Genomic DNA, 14,130 nt, shown 5'->3' with positions numbered 1-14,130 from the left:
CGCATGCTCACGGCACTCCCCCACATCAGCAGGCGGCGCGCACTCCAGGGTGCGGCGGCCGCCCTTGTGGTCTTCGGACTCCTGATGTGGTGGCTCGTCCCGGTGGGCGACGACTCCCCGAAGGGCCGGATGACGTTCAGCACAGGCGTGAAGAACGCCGTGTACGAGCGCTACGGCAAGCTCCTGAGGACCGCGATCTCCCATGACATGCCCAAGGTGGACGTGGAGCTCCTCAACAGCGAGGGCTCGCAGCAGAACGTCGAGCGGGTGGCCACGGGGAAGGCCGACTTCACCATCGCGGCGGCCGACGCCGTGGAGAAGTACCGCCTTGAGGGGCGCGCGGGCGCGGACGGTCTCCGGGGGTGTGCGCGGCTGTACGACGACTACGTGCAGCTCGTCGTCCGGCGCTCGTCCGACATCGACAAGGCGCAGGACCTGCGGGGCAAGAAGGTGGCCGTGGGGCAGCCGCGCTCGGGTGTGCGGCTGATAGCGGACCGGGTGCTCAAGGCCGCCGACCTCGATCCCGAGAAGGACCTCACGGCGGTGCACGCCGGGATCGACAAAGCGCCCGACCTCCTTAAGAAGGGCGACATCGACGCCTTCTTCTGGTCGGGCGGGCTGCCGACCACCACCGTGCGGCTGCTCTCCGAAGAATTCGACATCCGCCTCGTCGAGCTCGGCACCCTCGTGGACGCGCTGCACCAGCAGGGCGGAGCCTCCCGCTACTACCGGGCCGCTGTGATGCCCGCCGACGCCTACCCCGCCGCCCAGCAGAACGACGCCGTACCCACCCTGGCCGTGGCGAATCTCCTGGTGACGACGGACCGGGCGGACCCGAAGCTGACCGAGGGGCTGACCCGCACGGTGATCGACAGCCGCGACCACATCGGCGGCAAGGTGCACGCGGCCCAGCTGGTGGACCTGCGGACGGCGCTCTACACGGACCCCCTGGCCCTCCACGAGGGTGCGCGCCGCTACTACCAGTCGGTAAAGCCGTAGCCGTGGCAGTAGCCGTTGCCCCAGCCGCTGTCAGGCGTGGTGCCCTGGTTCGTCGCGTGGCACTGCGACGGTCACCCGCAGTCCGTGCGGCTCGTGCTGCTCGTACGTGATGGAGCCGCCGCCCGCGGTGAGCAGGGCGCGCGAGATGGACAGGCCGAGGCCTGATCCCTTGACGTTCTGATGGCGGTTGCTGCGCCAGAAGCGGTCACCGATGCGGGCGAGTTCGTCCTCCGTGAGGCCGGGACCGCCGTCCGTGATCACTACGGTCGTCCGCTCACCGCTCCAGGACACCTCCACCCGCACCTCCTCGCCCTCGGGCGTGAACTTGAGGGCGTTGTCGATCACCGCGTCCAGGGCACTGGACAGCGCGACGGGGTCGGCCCAGCCGGTGGTCGCCGGGCAGTGGTCCGTCAGGCGCACCCCGCGTTCCTCGGCGAGCGGCCGCCAGGCGCCGACCCGTTCGGTCGCGAGCTCCCCGATGTCGGTGAGCCGCAGATCGGCCGCGGCGTGCTCGGCCAGGGCGAGGCCCAGGAGGTCGTCGAGCACCTGGGCGAGGCGTTTGCCCTCGGTGCGCACGGAGGCGATCTCCTCGTTCCCCTCGGGCAGTTCGAGGGCGAGCAGCTCGATGCGGAGCAGCAGGGCGGAGAGCGGGTTGCGCAGTTGGTGCGAGGCGTCGGCGACGAAGGCCCGCTGCTGCTCCAGCACGTCCTCGACGTTGTCGGCCATCTCGTTGAACGACCGGGCGAGGCGTCTCAGTTCCGGCGGCCCGCCCGCGGCCGCCACCCGCGACTTCAGGCGCCCGGTCGCGATGTCGTGCGTCGTCGCGTCCAGGACCCGTACCGGCCGCAGCACCCAGCCGGTGAGGCGCAGTGCGGCACCGACCGCGAGAAGCATCGCCGCCATCTCGCCGGCGCCGATGAGCAGCCACCCCTGCAGTGTCTGCGAACGCATGCGTCCGGTGGGCGAGTCGGTGACGACGACGGCGATGACGTCCCCGTCCCTGATCACCGGGGACGCCACGACGAGCCGGCCGCGCTGCCACGGCCAGACCTGGCGCGGATTGTGGCTTCCACGGGACCTGAGGGCCTCTTCGAAGGCCTCGCGCACCTCGGCGCCCCTGGGAGGCAGGAACCAGTCCCCGGGGGCGTGAGCCATGGGCTCACCGTCCCGGAAGAAGACGCCCGCCTTGATCCCGTAGACCTCGTGGTAGTAGTTGAGTTCGGTCTGGAGGGTCTCGCGCCGTTCGTCCTTGTCCCGCAGACGCGAGCCCGTGGGACGTTTCGTGACGAACTGCGCGAGCGCCGCGAAGCGCGCCGTGTCGTCGATCCGGTCGATGACCACCTTCTGCTGCTGCGCCGCCGCCACGCTCACCGCGAGCGGGAAGCCGAGCGCGAGCAGCACACCCGCCATGAGGACGATGAGCAGCGGGAGGAGGCGAGAGCGCACCTGACCTCGCTACTCGCTACGCGGCCGGGGCCACGAGCCGATAGCCCACGCCCCGGACGGTCTCGATCAGGGCCGGCATGTGCAACTTGGAGCGCAGGGAAGCGACATGCACTTCCAGGGTGCGCCCCGTTCCCTCCCAGCTGGTGCGCCACACCTCGCTGATGATCTGCTCCCGGCGGAACACCACGCCGGGCCGCTGCGCGAGGAGCGCGAGCAGGTCGAACTCCTTGCGGGTCAGCTGGACCGTCGAACCGTCCACACTGACCTGCCGGGTGGGCAGTTCGATGCGTACGGAACCGAGGCGCAGCTCGCTGTCCGCGGGGCCCGCGGCGGCGCCGGACGGGGGCCGGCGGATGACCGCGTGGATACGGGCGATGAGCTCCCCGGTGTCGTACGGCTTCACTACGTAGTCGTCGGCCCCCAGATTCAGGCCGTGGATCCGTGAGCGCACGTCGGCACGCGCCGTCACCATGATCACGGGTGTCGATCCGCGCTTCCGGATCTTTCCGCACACCTCGTAGCCGTCCTGATCGGGCAGACCCAGGTCGAGGAGCACGACTCCGAAGGGTGCCGATTCGCCGGGCAGCAGGGCCTGCAGCGCTTCCTCGCCGCTGCGGGCGTGCACGACGTCGAAGCCGTGCCTGGCCAGGACCGCGGACAGGGCTGCGGCCACATGATCGTCGTCCTCGACGAGGAGCAGTCTCATACGGGCCCCCTCCGGTTCATCGGTCGTTCGGTTCGCGCTCGCCGATGGCCGGTACGCGCGCGTGCACACGCACCATGGCATCCACGCCGATGGATAAGGACCGCGTCAAGAGGGTTCGGGTCACGGGCACGTTCCGTTATGGAGCCGGTACGCTCCCCGGCGTCCCCGTTCACACGGTGTGTCCGGTTGCGGCCGGATCGTTATGCTCAATTTCCCCTCAGATGTAATGACGCTGGTCGCACCGGGTTATTACTGTCCTCCCAACCGAGGAGGATGGAGCAACAAGCCGTGACCGAAGTATCGGTGACCAAGGACGCCATACCGCCCGGGGCGGACGACCTGGTCGTGCTGAAGAACGTCAACAAGCACTTCGGCGCTCTGCACGTCCTCCAGGACATCGACCTGACCATCACCCGCGGTGAGGTCGTCGTCGTGATCGGCCCCTCCGGGTCGGGCAAGTCGACACTGTGCCGCGCCATCAACCGCCTGGAGACGGTCGAGTCGGGAGACATCTCGATCGACGGCAAGCCGCTGCCCCAGGAGGGCAAGGAGCTCGCCCGTCTCCGTGCGGACGTGGGCATGGTCTTCCAGTCCTTCAACCTTTTCGCGCACAAGACCGTGCTCGAGAACGTGATGCTGGGCCAGATCAAGGTGCGCAAGACGTCCAAGGCGGAAGCAGAGACAAAGGCACGCGGCCTCCTGGACCGTGTGGGTGTCGCCACGCAGGCCGACAAGTACCCCGCACAGCTCTCCGGTGGCCAGCAGCAACGTGTCGCGATCGCCCGCGCGTTGGCCATGGACCCCAAGGTGATGCTCTTCGACGAGCCCACGTCGGCGCTCGACCCGGAGATGATCAACGAGGTCCTCGAGGTCATGCAGCAGCTCGCGCGTGACGGCATGACCATGGTCGTGGTCACCCACGAGATGGGCTTCGCACGCTCCGCGGCCAACCGCGTCGTCTTCATGGCGGACGGCCGGATCGTCGAAGAGGCCGTACCGGACCAGTTCTTCAGCAACCCGCGCAGCGACCGGGCCAAGGACTTCCTGTCGAAGATCCTTCACCACTGACGCGTGGCTCTCCCCTGCGTCTCAACCCTCTTCTGCCGAAACAAAGGATGTTCACCATGAAGGCTCGCAAGGTCACCGCGGCAGCCGCCGCCGTACTCGCGCTCTCCGTCACCGCCACGGCCTGTGGCTCGGACGACAAGGACGACAAGGGTTCCGGTGGTGGCAAGAAGATCACCATCGGCATCAAGTTCGACCAGCCCGGTGTCGGCCTGAAGACGCCGGACGGATACACCGGCTTCGACGTCGATGTCGCGACCTACGTCGCCAAGGAGCTCGGTTACAAGGCCGAGGACATCGAGTGGAAGGAAACGCCCAGCGCGGACCGCGAGACCGCCCTGCAGCGCGGTGACGTCAAGTTCATCGCGGCGTCGTACTCCATCAACGAGGAGCGCGAGAAGAAGGTCGACTTCGCGGGGCCGTACCTCCTCGCCCACCAGGACCTGCTCGTGCGGTCCGACGACAACATCACCAAGGGCACGGACCTCAACGGCAAGAAGCTCTGCTCGGTGACCGGCTCCACCTCGGCGCAGAACGTCAAGAAGGAGATCGCGCCGAAGGCCCAGCTGCGCGAGTACAGCACGTACTCCGAGTGCATCGACGGACTGGGCAGCAGCGCCGTCGACGCGCTGACCACGGACGACTCGATCCTCGCGGGTTACGCGGCGCAGGAGCAGTACAAGGGCAAGTACAAGCTCGCCGGCCTGAAGCTGACCAACGAGAACTACGGCATCGGCATCAAGAAGGGCGACACCAAGCTCAAGGACCAGATCAACAAGGCCCTCGAGAAGATGGTTTCGGACAAGTCCTGGGACAAGGCCGTCAAGAAGAACTTCGGCCCTGCCAACTACAAGAACGAGCCCGCCCCGAAGATCGGCGACATCGTCAAGTGACCTCGTGGGAGCGGCTCCAGAAGCCGCTCCACTGACAGGGCACACGCCGGTACGCCGCCGCTCGGACGCGGCGGCGTACCTCGCCATCACCACATGCGAGAGCGCGGGAGATCGTGTTCGACTTTCTTGAAGACTACGACTTGCTCGATGCCTTCTGGATGACGGTGAAGCTCACTGTCTTCGCAGGCCTCGGTTCCTTGGTCTGGGGCACTCTGCTGGCCGCCATGCGCGTCAGCCCGGTTCCGGTCATGCGCTGGTTCGGTACCGCTTACGTCAACATCGTGCGGAACATCCCACTGACCGTCATCATCGTGTTCAGCTCGCTGGGGCTCGCCGATGTCTTCGGCATCACGCTGGGCGCGGGCAACGACTTCGACACGCTGGGCTTCCGTCTCGCGGTGCTCGGCCTCGGCGCCTATACGGCGGCATTCGTGTGCGAGGCGGTGCGGTCCGGCATCAACACGGTGCCGTTGGGCCAGGCGGAGGCCGCACGCGCTCTCGGGCTGAGCTTCAGTCAGGTCCTCGGTCTCATCGTGCTGCCGCAGGCCTTCCGTTCCGTGATCGGCCCTCTCACCAACGTATTGATCGCCCTGACCAAGAACACCACGGTCGCAGCGGCCATCGGTGTGGCGGAAGCGGCTCTGCTGATGAAGGAAATGATCGAAAATGAGGCGCAGTTGTTCCTCATCACCGGGATATTCGCCTTCGGATTCGTGGTGCTGACCTTGCCGACGGGCCTCATACTCGGGTGGCTCGGCAAGCGTCTGGCGGTGAAGCGATGACTTCCGTCCTTTACGACGCACCCGGGCCCCGCGCCAAACGGCGCAATGTGCTTCTCTCGCTGCTCTTTCTCGCGCTCATGCTTCTGGGACTTTGGTGGGCCTGGTCCGCCATGTCCGACAAGGGGCAGCTGGAATGGGCCAAGTGGGAGCCCTGGCTCGCCGACTCCGAGTCATGGACGACATACCTCTTGCCGGGACTCGCGAACACGCTGAAGGCCGCAGGCCTGGCCATGGTGATCGCCCTTCCGCTGGGAGCCCTCTTCGGTATCGCACGGCTCTCCGACCACCGGTGGGTCAGGGTTCCCGCCGCTGTGGTCGTCGAGTTCTTCCGCGCGATCCCGGTGCTGATCCTGATGGTCTTCGCCAACCAGTTCTTCTCGGCGTCCACCGACATCAGCGTCGACGACCGCCCGATGTACGCCGTGGTGACGGGGCTGGTGCTCTACAACGCCTCGGTGCTGGCCGAGATCGTGCGGGCGGGCATCTTGTCGCTGCCCAAGGGGCAGACGGAGGCCGCCAAGGCGATCGGCCTGCGCAAGGGCCAGACGATGAGGAGCGTGCTGCTTCCGCAGTCCGTGACCGCGATGCTCCCGGCGCTCGTCAGTCAGCTCGTCGTGATCGTCAAGGACACCGCGCTCGGCGGTGCGATGCTCAGCTTCGCGGAGCTGCTCAGCGCGCGAAAGACGGCCGCCTCGTACTACGCGAGCGTCATCCCCAGCTTCATCGTCGTCGCGGTTATCTACATCGTGCTGAACCTGCTGCTCACGAGCCTCGCCTCCTGGCTGGAGCGCCGTATGCGGCGGTCCAAGAAGAGCACGGGCGCCGTGGTGGGCCCCGAAGCGCTCGAGAACTTGGAGACGATCGGCCCCAAGACGATCCGTGCGGACCACGGCGAAGGCGGCACGGTCGGCGGAGGCGGAGACGGCTAGCAGCATCTCCCGAACGGCCGACTAAACGACGGAGGCAGTGGCATACGGCCACTGCCTCCGTCGTTTTGCGTGCGCGCATACGGGCCATTGACGCCACCCATACCGCAAACCCCTTTCACGACACGCAAGCTCAAACCTATCTCAATTCACTAGAAACGAAGATCAACTACCCCTACAGTAAACGCAGTTGCTGGTTCCGGCTGGAAATCCAGAGACCACGGAACCCGACCGGCAACGAGGGGATAGTCAAAATGAAGAAGACCTTCAAGGGGATGACCGTCGGCGCGATTGCGCTCGCCTGCATCTTCACATCGGGAACCGGCGCCCACGCCGCGGATTCCGACTACGGCAAGAAGTACAAGGGCTGCAAGAACTACGTGAAGGTCTGGCGCAGCGGCGGCAAGGTCTACGCGTACGCGAAGCAGACCTGCAACAGGCAGGCCCTCGCTCTGCGCCCCACGGTCGCCCTCTCCGCCAATGGCGGCAGGGACGGTTGGACGGATGCGGGGAAGGCCTGCAAGTTCGCCAAGAGCTGCAAGACGAAGAAGGTCTCGCTGAAGGCCAAGCGGGGAAAGATCTACCGAGCGTCGAACAGCGGTACCGCCACACTGGGCAGGCCGAGCGACCAGGACATGTTCTGGCCGGCTTCGACCGTGGCACACGCCACCTACAAGGCCAGGTGACCTCTCCCCGGTGGTGTCTCCTAGGTGATGTCCGCAATTCGCCGGACGGCCGAACGTGAGCGGTCGCGCCGGTGATGCTGCAGCGTCGATGAAGGGCTGTCGTCCCCTACGGGACGGCAGCCCTCGTCACGTTGCGACCACTCCCGGTGTGATCTGTCGACCGCCTCGTCACGCGTTCGCCCAAGCGCCACAGCAGTCGGGCGGCAACTTGACGCGGGCACCAGCGGTGGGTTGCATACGTTCTGTGATCGTGCACCGGGCTCCAACTGCCAGTTCCTGTACGTACGTCCAGCGCTCCCGGGCCCTTGCGGCGGGAGGGTACGCACCGTGGACCCGGTGATCGTCGTCGGCGCGGGTCCCGTGGGGCTCACGGTTGCCCTGGCTCTCGCGCGTCACTCCGTACCCACCGTCGTACTCGACGAAGGGCCCGGCAAGGACGAGCAGCGGCCCGCGCGGACCGTCGTCCTGCGGGATGACACCGCGGCCCTCATGGAGCGGCTCACCGGTCACTCGTTCGGTGACCGGGAGACGGGCGCGCGGTGGGACGGCTGGCGTTCCCTGCGGCGCAAGCAGCTGATGCGGGAGCTCACGTTCAGTGATGAGATGCCGGCCCCCCTCCATGTGCCCCAGCACGCACTGACCGGCGCCCTGCGCGCCGCCATCGCCGAGGAGCGCCTCGTCAAGGTCGCCGTGGAGAGCAAGCTCGACTCGCTCGAACAGGACGCGGACGGGCTGACCGCCCACACCCGTGGCCCCAAGGACACATGGTGGCGCGGGAGTTATCTGGTGGGCTGCGACGGACCACGGTCCACCGTGCGCAAGCTCCTCGACGTCCGCTTCCCGGGGCGTACGGCCGTCGAGCGACACGCCGTGGCAGCGCTGCGCACGGAACTTCCCGGGCCCGGCCTGGCGTTGCTGCATCGGATGCCTCCGTGGCGCCACGGAGGCGCCGAGGTGACGGGCCGTCCGCTCGCCGACGGGGTGTGGCGGCTCGACTGGCTGCTGCCGCCGCGCGGCGAGCTGGTGACGCCGGACGCGCTCGTGGTGCGTATCCGCGAGACCCTCGCGGGCTGGTGCGGCGGCTCCACACCGCCGTACGAACTGCTCGACACCGGGGTGCACACCGTCCACCACCGGCTGGCCCGCCGCTGGCGGGTCGGCCGTGCCTTCCTCGCGGGCGACGCCGCGCACCTGCTCGGCGCGCTCGGCACGCAAGGGCTCGACGAAGGGCTGCGGGACGCGGACAACCTCGCCTGGAAGCTGGCGCTCGCCTGGCACCACGGCGGGCACGACGCCCTGCTCGACAGCTATCAGGCCGAGCGGCGGGCCGGTGTCGCCGCACGCCTGCGCGCCGCCGACCAGTCGCTGCCGATACTGCGGGGCGGCAAAGGCCTGCGCTCGTACGTACCCGGGTCCGCCCGCGGGCACGACACGCTCCTCACAGACGGTCACGTGGGACGCGGGCCCCTCGGCGCACCCGCCTCGTACGCGGACTCGCCGCTGGCACCTCCGCCCTCCGAGTCCGAGGTAGCCGTGGGTACGGAACCGGGGTCGCCCGTGGTCGATGTGCCGGTGACGGCCCCCGACGGGTCCTTCGTGCGGCTGCGCGACCGGCTCGGCGCGAATCAGCTGCTCGTCGTCCTTGTCGCGCCGGGCACGGTGGTGTGGGAGCGGCGGCACTGGGTGACGGCCGGGATCATGCCCCGGCTCGCGGCCGCCGTCACGGCGCTGCCGCACCCGGCGGAACTGTTGGTCGCGGAGAGTTACCCCGGAGCCCCCCCGCACTCGGTGCTGCTCATCCGCCCCGACGGGCATCTGGTCACGGCGCTCGGCGGGGTGCGCCCCGCCGAGCTGTATACGGCGGCCGAGACGGCTCTCGGCGGACCGTCCCCGAAGCGGCGCGCGGACAGCGCGGACGCCACGGAGAAGGCGGAGAGCGGGGCCCCTGCGGGGCGTCCGACCACACAGTGAGAAGGAGTTGACCGGCACGCAGCGTCATGGTCTACTCCGAAACGTGACCGACACCGATGTGCGCCTGTGGCGGAGGGTCCATATGGACCTCGTCCGCTATGCGGGCTGCGTGTGTCGTCCGTCCTGCTGAATTCGCCGCTTTCCCCTCTGCGCGCCCTCTTGTTGGCGCGCGCTTCCGCGAACCTCCAGGACGGTCCCCGTGTCTGCTTCTGTCTCCACTCCTGTCTCCACCCCTCCTGCTTCCGCCACCCACGCCTCTACGGCGGGGTCCGCGCCCACCGCCGCCGAGCTCCTCGAATTCGTACGCAGGAGCGCCGCCGACGCCGAGCTCATCGCCTCACTGCCGCTGGACCCCGAGGGCCGCACCTGGGTGCGTCTGGAAGGGCCCGGCGGCAGCGAGGCCTGGCTGATCGGCTGGCCGCCCGGCACCGGCACCGGATGGCATGACCACGCGGAGTCGGTGGGTGCTTTTTACACCGCTGCCGGCACCCTCAAGGAGAACTCGCTCGCCGCCCGGCTGCCCACCGACGGCTGGAAGACCCTGGAACTGTCCGGAGGGGTCGACCGCGAGCGGGAGTTGACGGTCGGCAAGGGCAGGGCGTTCGGCCAGAACCACGTGCATGAGGTGCTGAACGAGTCCACGGGCGAGCACGCCATCTCCGTGCACGCCTACTACCCGCCGCTGCCGCGCATCCGCCGCTACAGCCGCACGGGCGCGGTCCTGCGCCTGGAGTCCGTGGAACGCCCGGAGGACTGGCAGTGAGCGAGCACAGCGAGCACCCCACCGACGAAGGGGCCGTCGGGATCGACGAGTTGCTGGAGCGTGTGCGCCTCGACCTCGACCGGGTCACTCCGGAGGAGGCGCGTGACGCCGCGGCCGCGGGCGGACTCCTGGTCGACATCCGGTACGCCGCCCTGCGCGAGCGCGACGGCCTGATCCCCGGAGCCCTCGTCGTCGAGCGCAACGAACTGGAGTGGCGCCTGGACCCGCAGGGCAGCCACCGTGCCGCGGAGGCCACGGGCCATGACCTGCGGGTCGTCGTGATCTGCAACGAGGGCTACGCGTCGAGCCTCGCGGCGGTCTCCTTGCGGCAGTTGGGGCTGCGCCACGCGACCGACCTCATCGGCGGATTCCAGGCGTGGAAGGCCGCCGGGCTTCCGGTCGCGGGCTGAGTGCCGGGCTTCCGGTCGCGGGCTGGGCACCGGGGTTCCGGTCGCGGGCTGGGCACCGGGGTTCCGGTCGCGGGCTGGGCACCGGGGTTCCGTTCGCGGGCTGGGCACGCGCGCGTGGGCGCCCCTCACCGGTTCCGGTAAGGGGCGCCCTCCATTGCGTCTCGCCGCTTACTCCTTGGCCGTCGCCACCGTGACGGGGCGGGGCCTGAGGGCGGCGCGGCCCGGGAGCGCCGTCGCGGTGAGGGCGAGCAGAGCCCCGACGGCCACCACGCAGACGTACACCAAGGGGGCGATCGAGGGCGCGGCGCTGCCGGTCATGCCGACGCTGAAGGCGGTCAGGACGGCGAGCGCGATGCCGCTGCCGAGGGCCGTGCCGATGAGCAGGACGGACAACGCCTCGGTGCGCAGCATGCGCAGGACCTGGCGGCGGCTCGCACCCGCGAGTCGCAGCATCGCGAACTCGCGGACGCGCTCGGAGACCGACATGGCGAGGGTGTTGACGACGGCGATCGCGGTGAAGGCCAGGATGAGCCCCATCGCCAGATAGTTCACCTCGGCGTTCTCCTGCTGCCGCTCCGCCTGAAGGTTGTCGACGGCGGCCGGGGCGAGAACTCGCAGGCCCGGGAACTTCGCGACACTTGCCGCGAGTTGTTCCTGTGTACGGTCGCTCTTGATCAGGACCGTGGCGGCGAGCGGGTTGTCCACGTGGCGGGCGACCAGGTCGTGGGCCATGGTCAGATCCCCGAAGCCGAGCCCGCGCGCGTACACGGCGCTGACCTTGAGCCTGGTCTTCGTGCCGTCGCCGAGCGTGAGCTTCAGGCTGCTGCCTGGCCGCAGGCCGAGCTGGTCGGCAGCCAGTTCACTGACGGCGACGCTGCCCTTGCCGAAGCCCCGCAGGGATCCGGCGGTCACGTCCGGGTCCCAGGTACGGGTGAGGCCGGCCGTGCTGACGCCCTGCGCCGGGTACTTGTCGAGCCCCACGCGCACGGTGGTGCGTACGACCTCGGTGGCGGCCTCGACGCCCTCGGTCGTACGCAGCTTCCGCGCGGCCTCGGCGGGGACGCCCGGCCCTTGCGCCGCCAGGACCCAGTCGGCGCGGATGCCCTCACGGGCCTGAGCACGGGCCGCGTCGCCGAGGGTGGGCTGGACGAACAGGACCGTGCAGGTCATGCCGGTGAGGAGGGCGAGCGGGGTGACGGCCGCCGCCATCCGGGCCGCGTTGCCGCGAAGGTTGGCGTGCGCGAGGCGGCCGCCGGGGCCGGAGAGCCGCAGCGGTCCGCGGAGCACGGCAGCCACCGCCCTGACCAGGAGCGGGCCGAGCAGCGCGACAGCGGTGGAGAGGACCACCACGGCCAGGAACGTCACGGGAGTCGACGCGGGCTCGGTGCGCAGCACGCTGAGCACGGCGACCAGCACGGCTCCCGCGGCGAGGATGAGGACGCCCGCGATGATGCGGCTCCACGGCACCCCGGCGCGCTCGACTCGTGCTTCGGCGAGGGCCTCGGCCGGGCGGATACGGGCGATGCGGCGGGCCGAGAGGCGAGCAGCGGCCCATGCTCCGAGCAGCGTCGCGGCCACGGCGGCAAGGAGCGGAAAGACGCTGACGGTCCGCTCCAGGGTCGCGGGCACGGCGCCCATGTCCACGAACTTGCCGTGCAGCCAGCCGCCGAGCGGGATTCCGGCGAGCGAGCCGATGACGCCCGCGGCCGCACCGACGATCAGGGCCTCTCGGCCGAGAAGCCCCCGGATCTGCTTCGGCGTGGCGGCGATGGCGCGGAGCAGGGCGAGTTCGCGGTGGCGCTGCTGCACGGAGAGGGCGAAGGTGCCGACGACCACGAGGACAGCGACGAGGAGGGAGGTGCCGCCCATCGCACCGCCCATGCTGACCAGCTTGACGCGAGCGCCCGCCGCGTCGAGGAACTCCACGGGGCCACGGTCATCGCCGATGCTGACCTGCGACTTCGTACCGGCGAGGGCGTCTGCGACCGCCTCCTTGAGCTCTCCCGTTCCGGTGCCGTCGGCCGGCATGACGCCGAGCGTGGTGATCTTTCCGGGGTGAGCGGCGAGCCGCTCGGCCTCTCCGGAGGAGAAGAAGAGCGCCGTCTGGTGGGCAAGGGCGCCTTCGGAGGGGGCGGCCACACCGGTGATGCGGTAGGTGCGCGGGGCTTGTGTCGACTGGACGGTGAGGCGGTCGCCGGTCTTGAGGTGGGCACGCCCGGCGAGGCCGCTGTCGATGACGAGGTCCCCTGCGGCGCGCGGCGCCTTGCCCTCGACGAGACGGAAGGGGGTCAGTGCTGCCGACTCCCAGGCGTGGCCGTACGCGGGCTTGTCGGTGAGGTCGCCGGCCGCCGGGGTCAATGGCGTGGCGAGGAAGGTGAGTTCGGGGATCATTCTGCCGACTTCCCGCACCCCCTTGAGCCTGTCCGCGATGTCCTCCGCCAGCCAGGCCCGCTCGGCGATCGGCTTGGCCTTGTGCTTGACCTTGGTCTTGCCCTTCTTGTGCTTGACGGTGGTCTGGTGGACGTTCTGGTCCGCGGAGACGATCACGGGAGTGGCGGCGTAGCGCTCGGTGTGGATGGTGCCGCGCAGGCCTGTCTCCAGGAGCGTGCCGCAGGCCGTGATGAGCGCGGCCGCGCACATCAGTGCCAGGAAGGCGCCGAGGAATCCGCCCTTGCGGTCTCGGACCGTCTGCAGTGCGTAGCGCAGCATCATGTTGTCGCCTCGGGCTCGGAGGAGGAGGAACTGGGAGAGGGGGCGGAGGAGCGGGCCGAACGGGCAGGCTCGGGCGCAGGCGGCACGTCGGCGGTCGCGGGTGCCGGGAAGGCCAGGAGCCGGGTGAGTACCGTGCGGGCCTCGGCCGGGGTCTCGGCGTCGGGGCGCTTGTAGCGGTTGAGCAGGGCGATGTACTCCTCGAAGAACTCGCGGAGCTCGGGAAGCGTCAGCCGGATCGTGCCGCGCGAGTACGGAAACGCGTCGGCCCACTCACCGAGTCCGGCGTCCTCGGTGTCGCAGGCGTCTCGCTGCAACTGCTCGAAGAGCTCCAGGTCGGCGGCATAGGAGAGATGGTTCAGCTCGTCCATGACGAGCCGCGTCTCGGCGTTCTGCTTGCTGCGGGGCGGGAAACGCCGGTCGCCGGGGATCGCGCGCCACCAGCGTTCGCGGCCGTGGCCCGTACCGGCGGTCTCCTCGACGAAGCCGTAGCGGGCGAGTTCGCGCAGGTGGTAGCTGGTGGCGCCGGTGTTGAGGCCGAGCGCCCTGGCGAGCGTCGCCGAGGTGGCCGGGCCGTGCACGGTGAGGTGCTGCAGCATCTGCTGGCGCCGGGGCTGCGCGAGTGCCTTGAGGACGCGGAGGTCGGTCAGCTCCTCGGGGGCGCCGTCGGTCGTGCCGGGTTCCTTTGCCATGCGTACACAGTCGCCTGTGCACAGGTTCCTGTGCAGTGCGGTGGACCGGCGTCTTCGGCGGGGGGTTATCCCCACCCTGCGG

14 protein-coding genes are annotated in these 14,130 nt (G+C 69.4%); 10 read left to right on the top strand and 4 right to left on the bottom strand.

Annotated features, from left to right (window positions below; all coding sequences use genetic code 11):
- The first annotated feature begins 3 nt into the window (after positions 1 to 3).
- Complete coding sequence (locus ACWFRU_RS08270) at positions 4 to 999, top strand: TAXI family TRAP transporter solute-binding subunit (RefSeq protein WP_453685328.1); 996 nt, start codon at positions 4 to 6, stop codon at positions 997 to 999.
- A 30-nt stretch (positions 1,000 to 1,029) separates the two neighbouring features.
- Here ACWFRU_RS08270 and ACWFRU_RS08265 read toward each other — a convergent pair whose 3' ends face one another.
- Together ACWFRU_RS08265 and ACWFRU_RS08260 are read right to left on the bottom strand one after the other, a co-directional pair.
- On the bottom strand, positions 1,030 to 2,445 hold the full coding sequence (locus tag ACWFRU_RS08265; RefSeq protein WP_453685327.1) for an ATP-binding protein: 1,416 nt from the start codon (positions 2,443 to 2,445) through the stop codon (positions 1,030 to 1,032).
- Between the two features lie 16 nt (positions 2,446 to 2,461).
- Positions 2,462 to 3,151, bottom strand: coding sequence for a response regulator transcription factor (locus ACWFRU_RS08260; protein ID WP_453685326.1), 690 nt, complete (start codon positions 3,149 to 3,151; stop codon positions 2,462 to 2,464).
- 288 nt (positions 3,152 to 3,439) lie between these two features.
- Between ACWFRU_RS08260 and ACWFRU_RS08255 the strand changes: the two genes are divergently transcribed.
- From ACWFRU_RS08255 to ACWFRU_RS08215, 9 genes are all read left to right on the top strand, one after another.
- Complete coding sequence (locus ACWFRU_RS08255; RefSeq protein WP_361843160.1) at positions 3,440 to 4,219, top strand: amino acid ABC transporter ATP-binding protein; 780 nt, start codon at positions 3,440 to 3,442, stop codon at positions 4,217 to 4,219.
- A gap of 56 nt (positions 4,220 to 4,275) precedes the next feature.
- A complete protein-coding gene (locus tag ACWFRU_RS08250; RefSeq protein ID WP_453685325.1) occupies positions 4,276 to 5,109 on the top strand; it encodes a glutamate ABC transporter substrate-binding protein in 834 nt (277 codons plus the stop codon).
- A 113-nt stretch (positions 5,110 to 5,222) separates the two neighbouring features.
- On the top strand, positions 5,223 to 5,891 hold the full coding sequence (locus ACWFRU_RS08245; RefSeq protein WP_453685324.1) for an amino acid ABC transporter permease: 669 nt from the start codon (positions 5,223 to 5,225) through the stop codon (positions 5,889 to 5,891).
- Positions 5,888 to 6,820: an amino acid ABC transporter permease gene (locus ACWFRU_RS08240; protein WP_453685323.1), complete on the top strand. Its 933-nt coding sequence runs from the start codon at positions 5,888 to 5,890 to the stop codon at positions 6,818 to 6,820. The genes ACWFRU_RS08245 and ACWFRU_RS08240 overlap by 4 nt, the downstream gene beginning before the upstream one ends.
- A gap of 251 nt (positions 6,821 to 7,071) precedes the next feature.
- Complete coding sequence (locus ACWFRU_RS08235) at positions 7,072 to 7,503, top strand: hypothetical protein (RefSeq protein WP_453685322.1); 432 nt, start codon at positions 7,072 to 7,074, stop codon at positions 7,501 to 7,503.
- Positions 7,504 to 7,830: 327 nt separating this feature from the next.
- Positions 7,831 to 9,474 (top strand): FAD-dependent monooxygenase, encoded by a 1,644-nt coding sequence (locus ACWFRU_RS08230; protein ID WP_453685321.1) that lies wholly within the window; start codon positions 7,831 to 7,833, stop codon positions 9,472 to 9,474.
- A gap of 43 nt (positions 9,475 to 9,517) precedes the next feature.
- On the top strand, positions 9,518 to 9,604 hold the full coding sequence (locus tag ACWFRU_RS08225; protein WP_311605579.1) for a putative leader peptide: 87 nt from the start codon (positions 9,518 to 9,520) through the stop codon (positions 9,602 to 9,604).
- Positions 9,605 to 9,673: 69 nt separating this feature from the next.
- Positions 9,674 to 10,237 carry a cysteine dioxygenase gene (locus tag ACWFRU_RS08220; RefSeq protein ID WP_453685320.1) on the top strand — a complete coding sequence of 188 codons (564 nt, stop codon included), beginning with the start codon at positions 9,674 to 9,676 and terminating at the stop codon, positions 10,235 to 10,237.
- On the top strand, positions 10,234 to 10,647 hold the full coding sequence (locus tag ACWFRU_RS08215; protein ID WP_453685319.1) for a rhodanese-like domain-containing protein: 414 nt from the start codon (positions 10,234 to 10,236) through the stop codon (positions 10,645 to 10,647). The genes ACWFRU_RS08220 and ACWFRU_RS08215 overlap by 4 nt, the downstream gene beginning before the upstream one ends.
- A 168-nt stretch (positions 10,648 to 10,815) precedes the next feature.
- Here ACWFRU_RS08215 and ACWFRU_RS08210 read toward each other — a convergent pair whose 3' ends face one another.
- Both ACWFRU_RS08210 and ACWFRU_RS08205 read right to left on the bottom strand, forming a co-directional pair.
- The gene (locus tag ACWFRU_RS08210) at positions 10,816 to 13,359 is read right to left on the bottom strand and encodes an FtsX-like permease family protein (RefSeq protein ID WP_453685318.1); all 2,544 of its coding nucleotides are present in this window, start codon (positions 13,357 to 13,359) and stop codon (positions 10,816 to 10,818) included.
- Positions 13,356 to 14,048 (bottom strand): ArsR/SmtB family transcription factor, encoded by a 693-nt coding sequence (locus ACWFRU_RS08205; RefSeq protein WP_453685317.1) that lies wholly within the window; start codon positions 14,046 to 14,048, stop codon positions 13,356 to 13,358. Before ACWFRU_RS08205 ends, ACWFRU_RS08210 begins: the two co-directional genes overlap by 4 nt.
- Positions 14,049 to 14,130: the final 82 nt, after the last annotated feature.

The organism is Streptomyces sp. NPDC055099 (assembly GCF_053607685.1).
Note: the sequence above shows the minus strand (reverse complement) of the source record. Positions and strands in the feature narration are given on the sequence as shown.

What these genes read in the sequence shown, in the direction of transcription:
- ACWFRU_RS08270 (WP_453685328.1), top strand. Translation starts at nt 4, where the DNA reads ATGCTCACGGCACTCCCCCACATCAGCAGGCGGCGCGCACTCCAGGGT.
- ACWFRU_RS08260 (WP_453685326.1), bottom strand. Translation starts at nt 3,151, where the DNA reads ATGAGACTGCTCCTCGTCGAGGACGACGATCATGTGGCCGCAGCCCTG.
- ACWFRU_RS08250 (WP_453685325.1), top strand. Translation starts at nt 4,276, where the DNA reads ATGAAGGCTCGCAAGGTCACCGCGGCAGCCGCCGCCGTACTCGCGCTC.
- ACWFRU_RS08240 (WP_453685323.1), top strand. Translation starts at nt 5,888, where the DNA reads ATGACTTCCGTCCTTTACGACGCACCCGGGCCCCGCGCCAAACGGCGC.
- ACWFRU_RS08235 (WP_453685322.1), top strand. Translation starts at nt 7,072, where the DNA reads ATGAAGAAGACCTTCAAGGGGATGACCGTCGGCGCGATTGCGCTCGCC.
- ACWFRU_RS08210 (WP_453685318.1), bottom strand. Translation starts at nt 13,359, where the DNA reads ATGATGCTGCGCTACGCACTGCAGACGGTCCGAGACCGCAAGGGCGGA.
- ACWFRU_RS08205 (WP_453685317.1), bottom strand. Translation starts at nt 14,048, where the DNA reads ATGGCAAAGGAACCCGGCACGACCGACGGCGCCCCCGAGGAGCTGACC.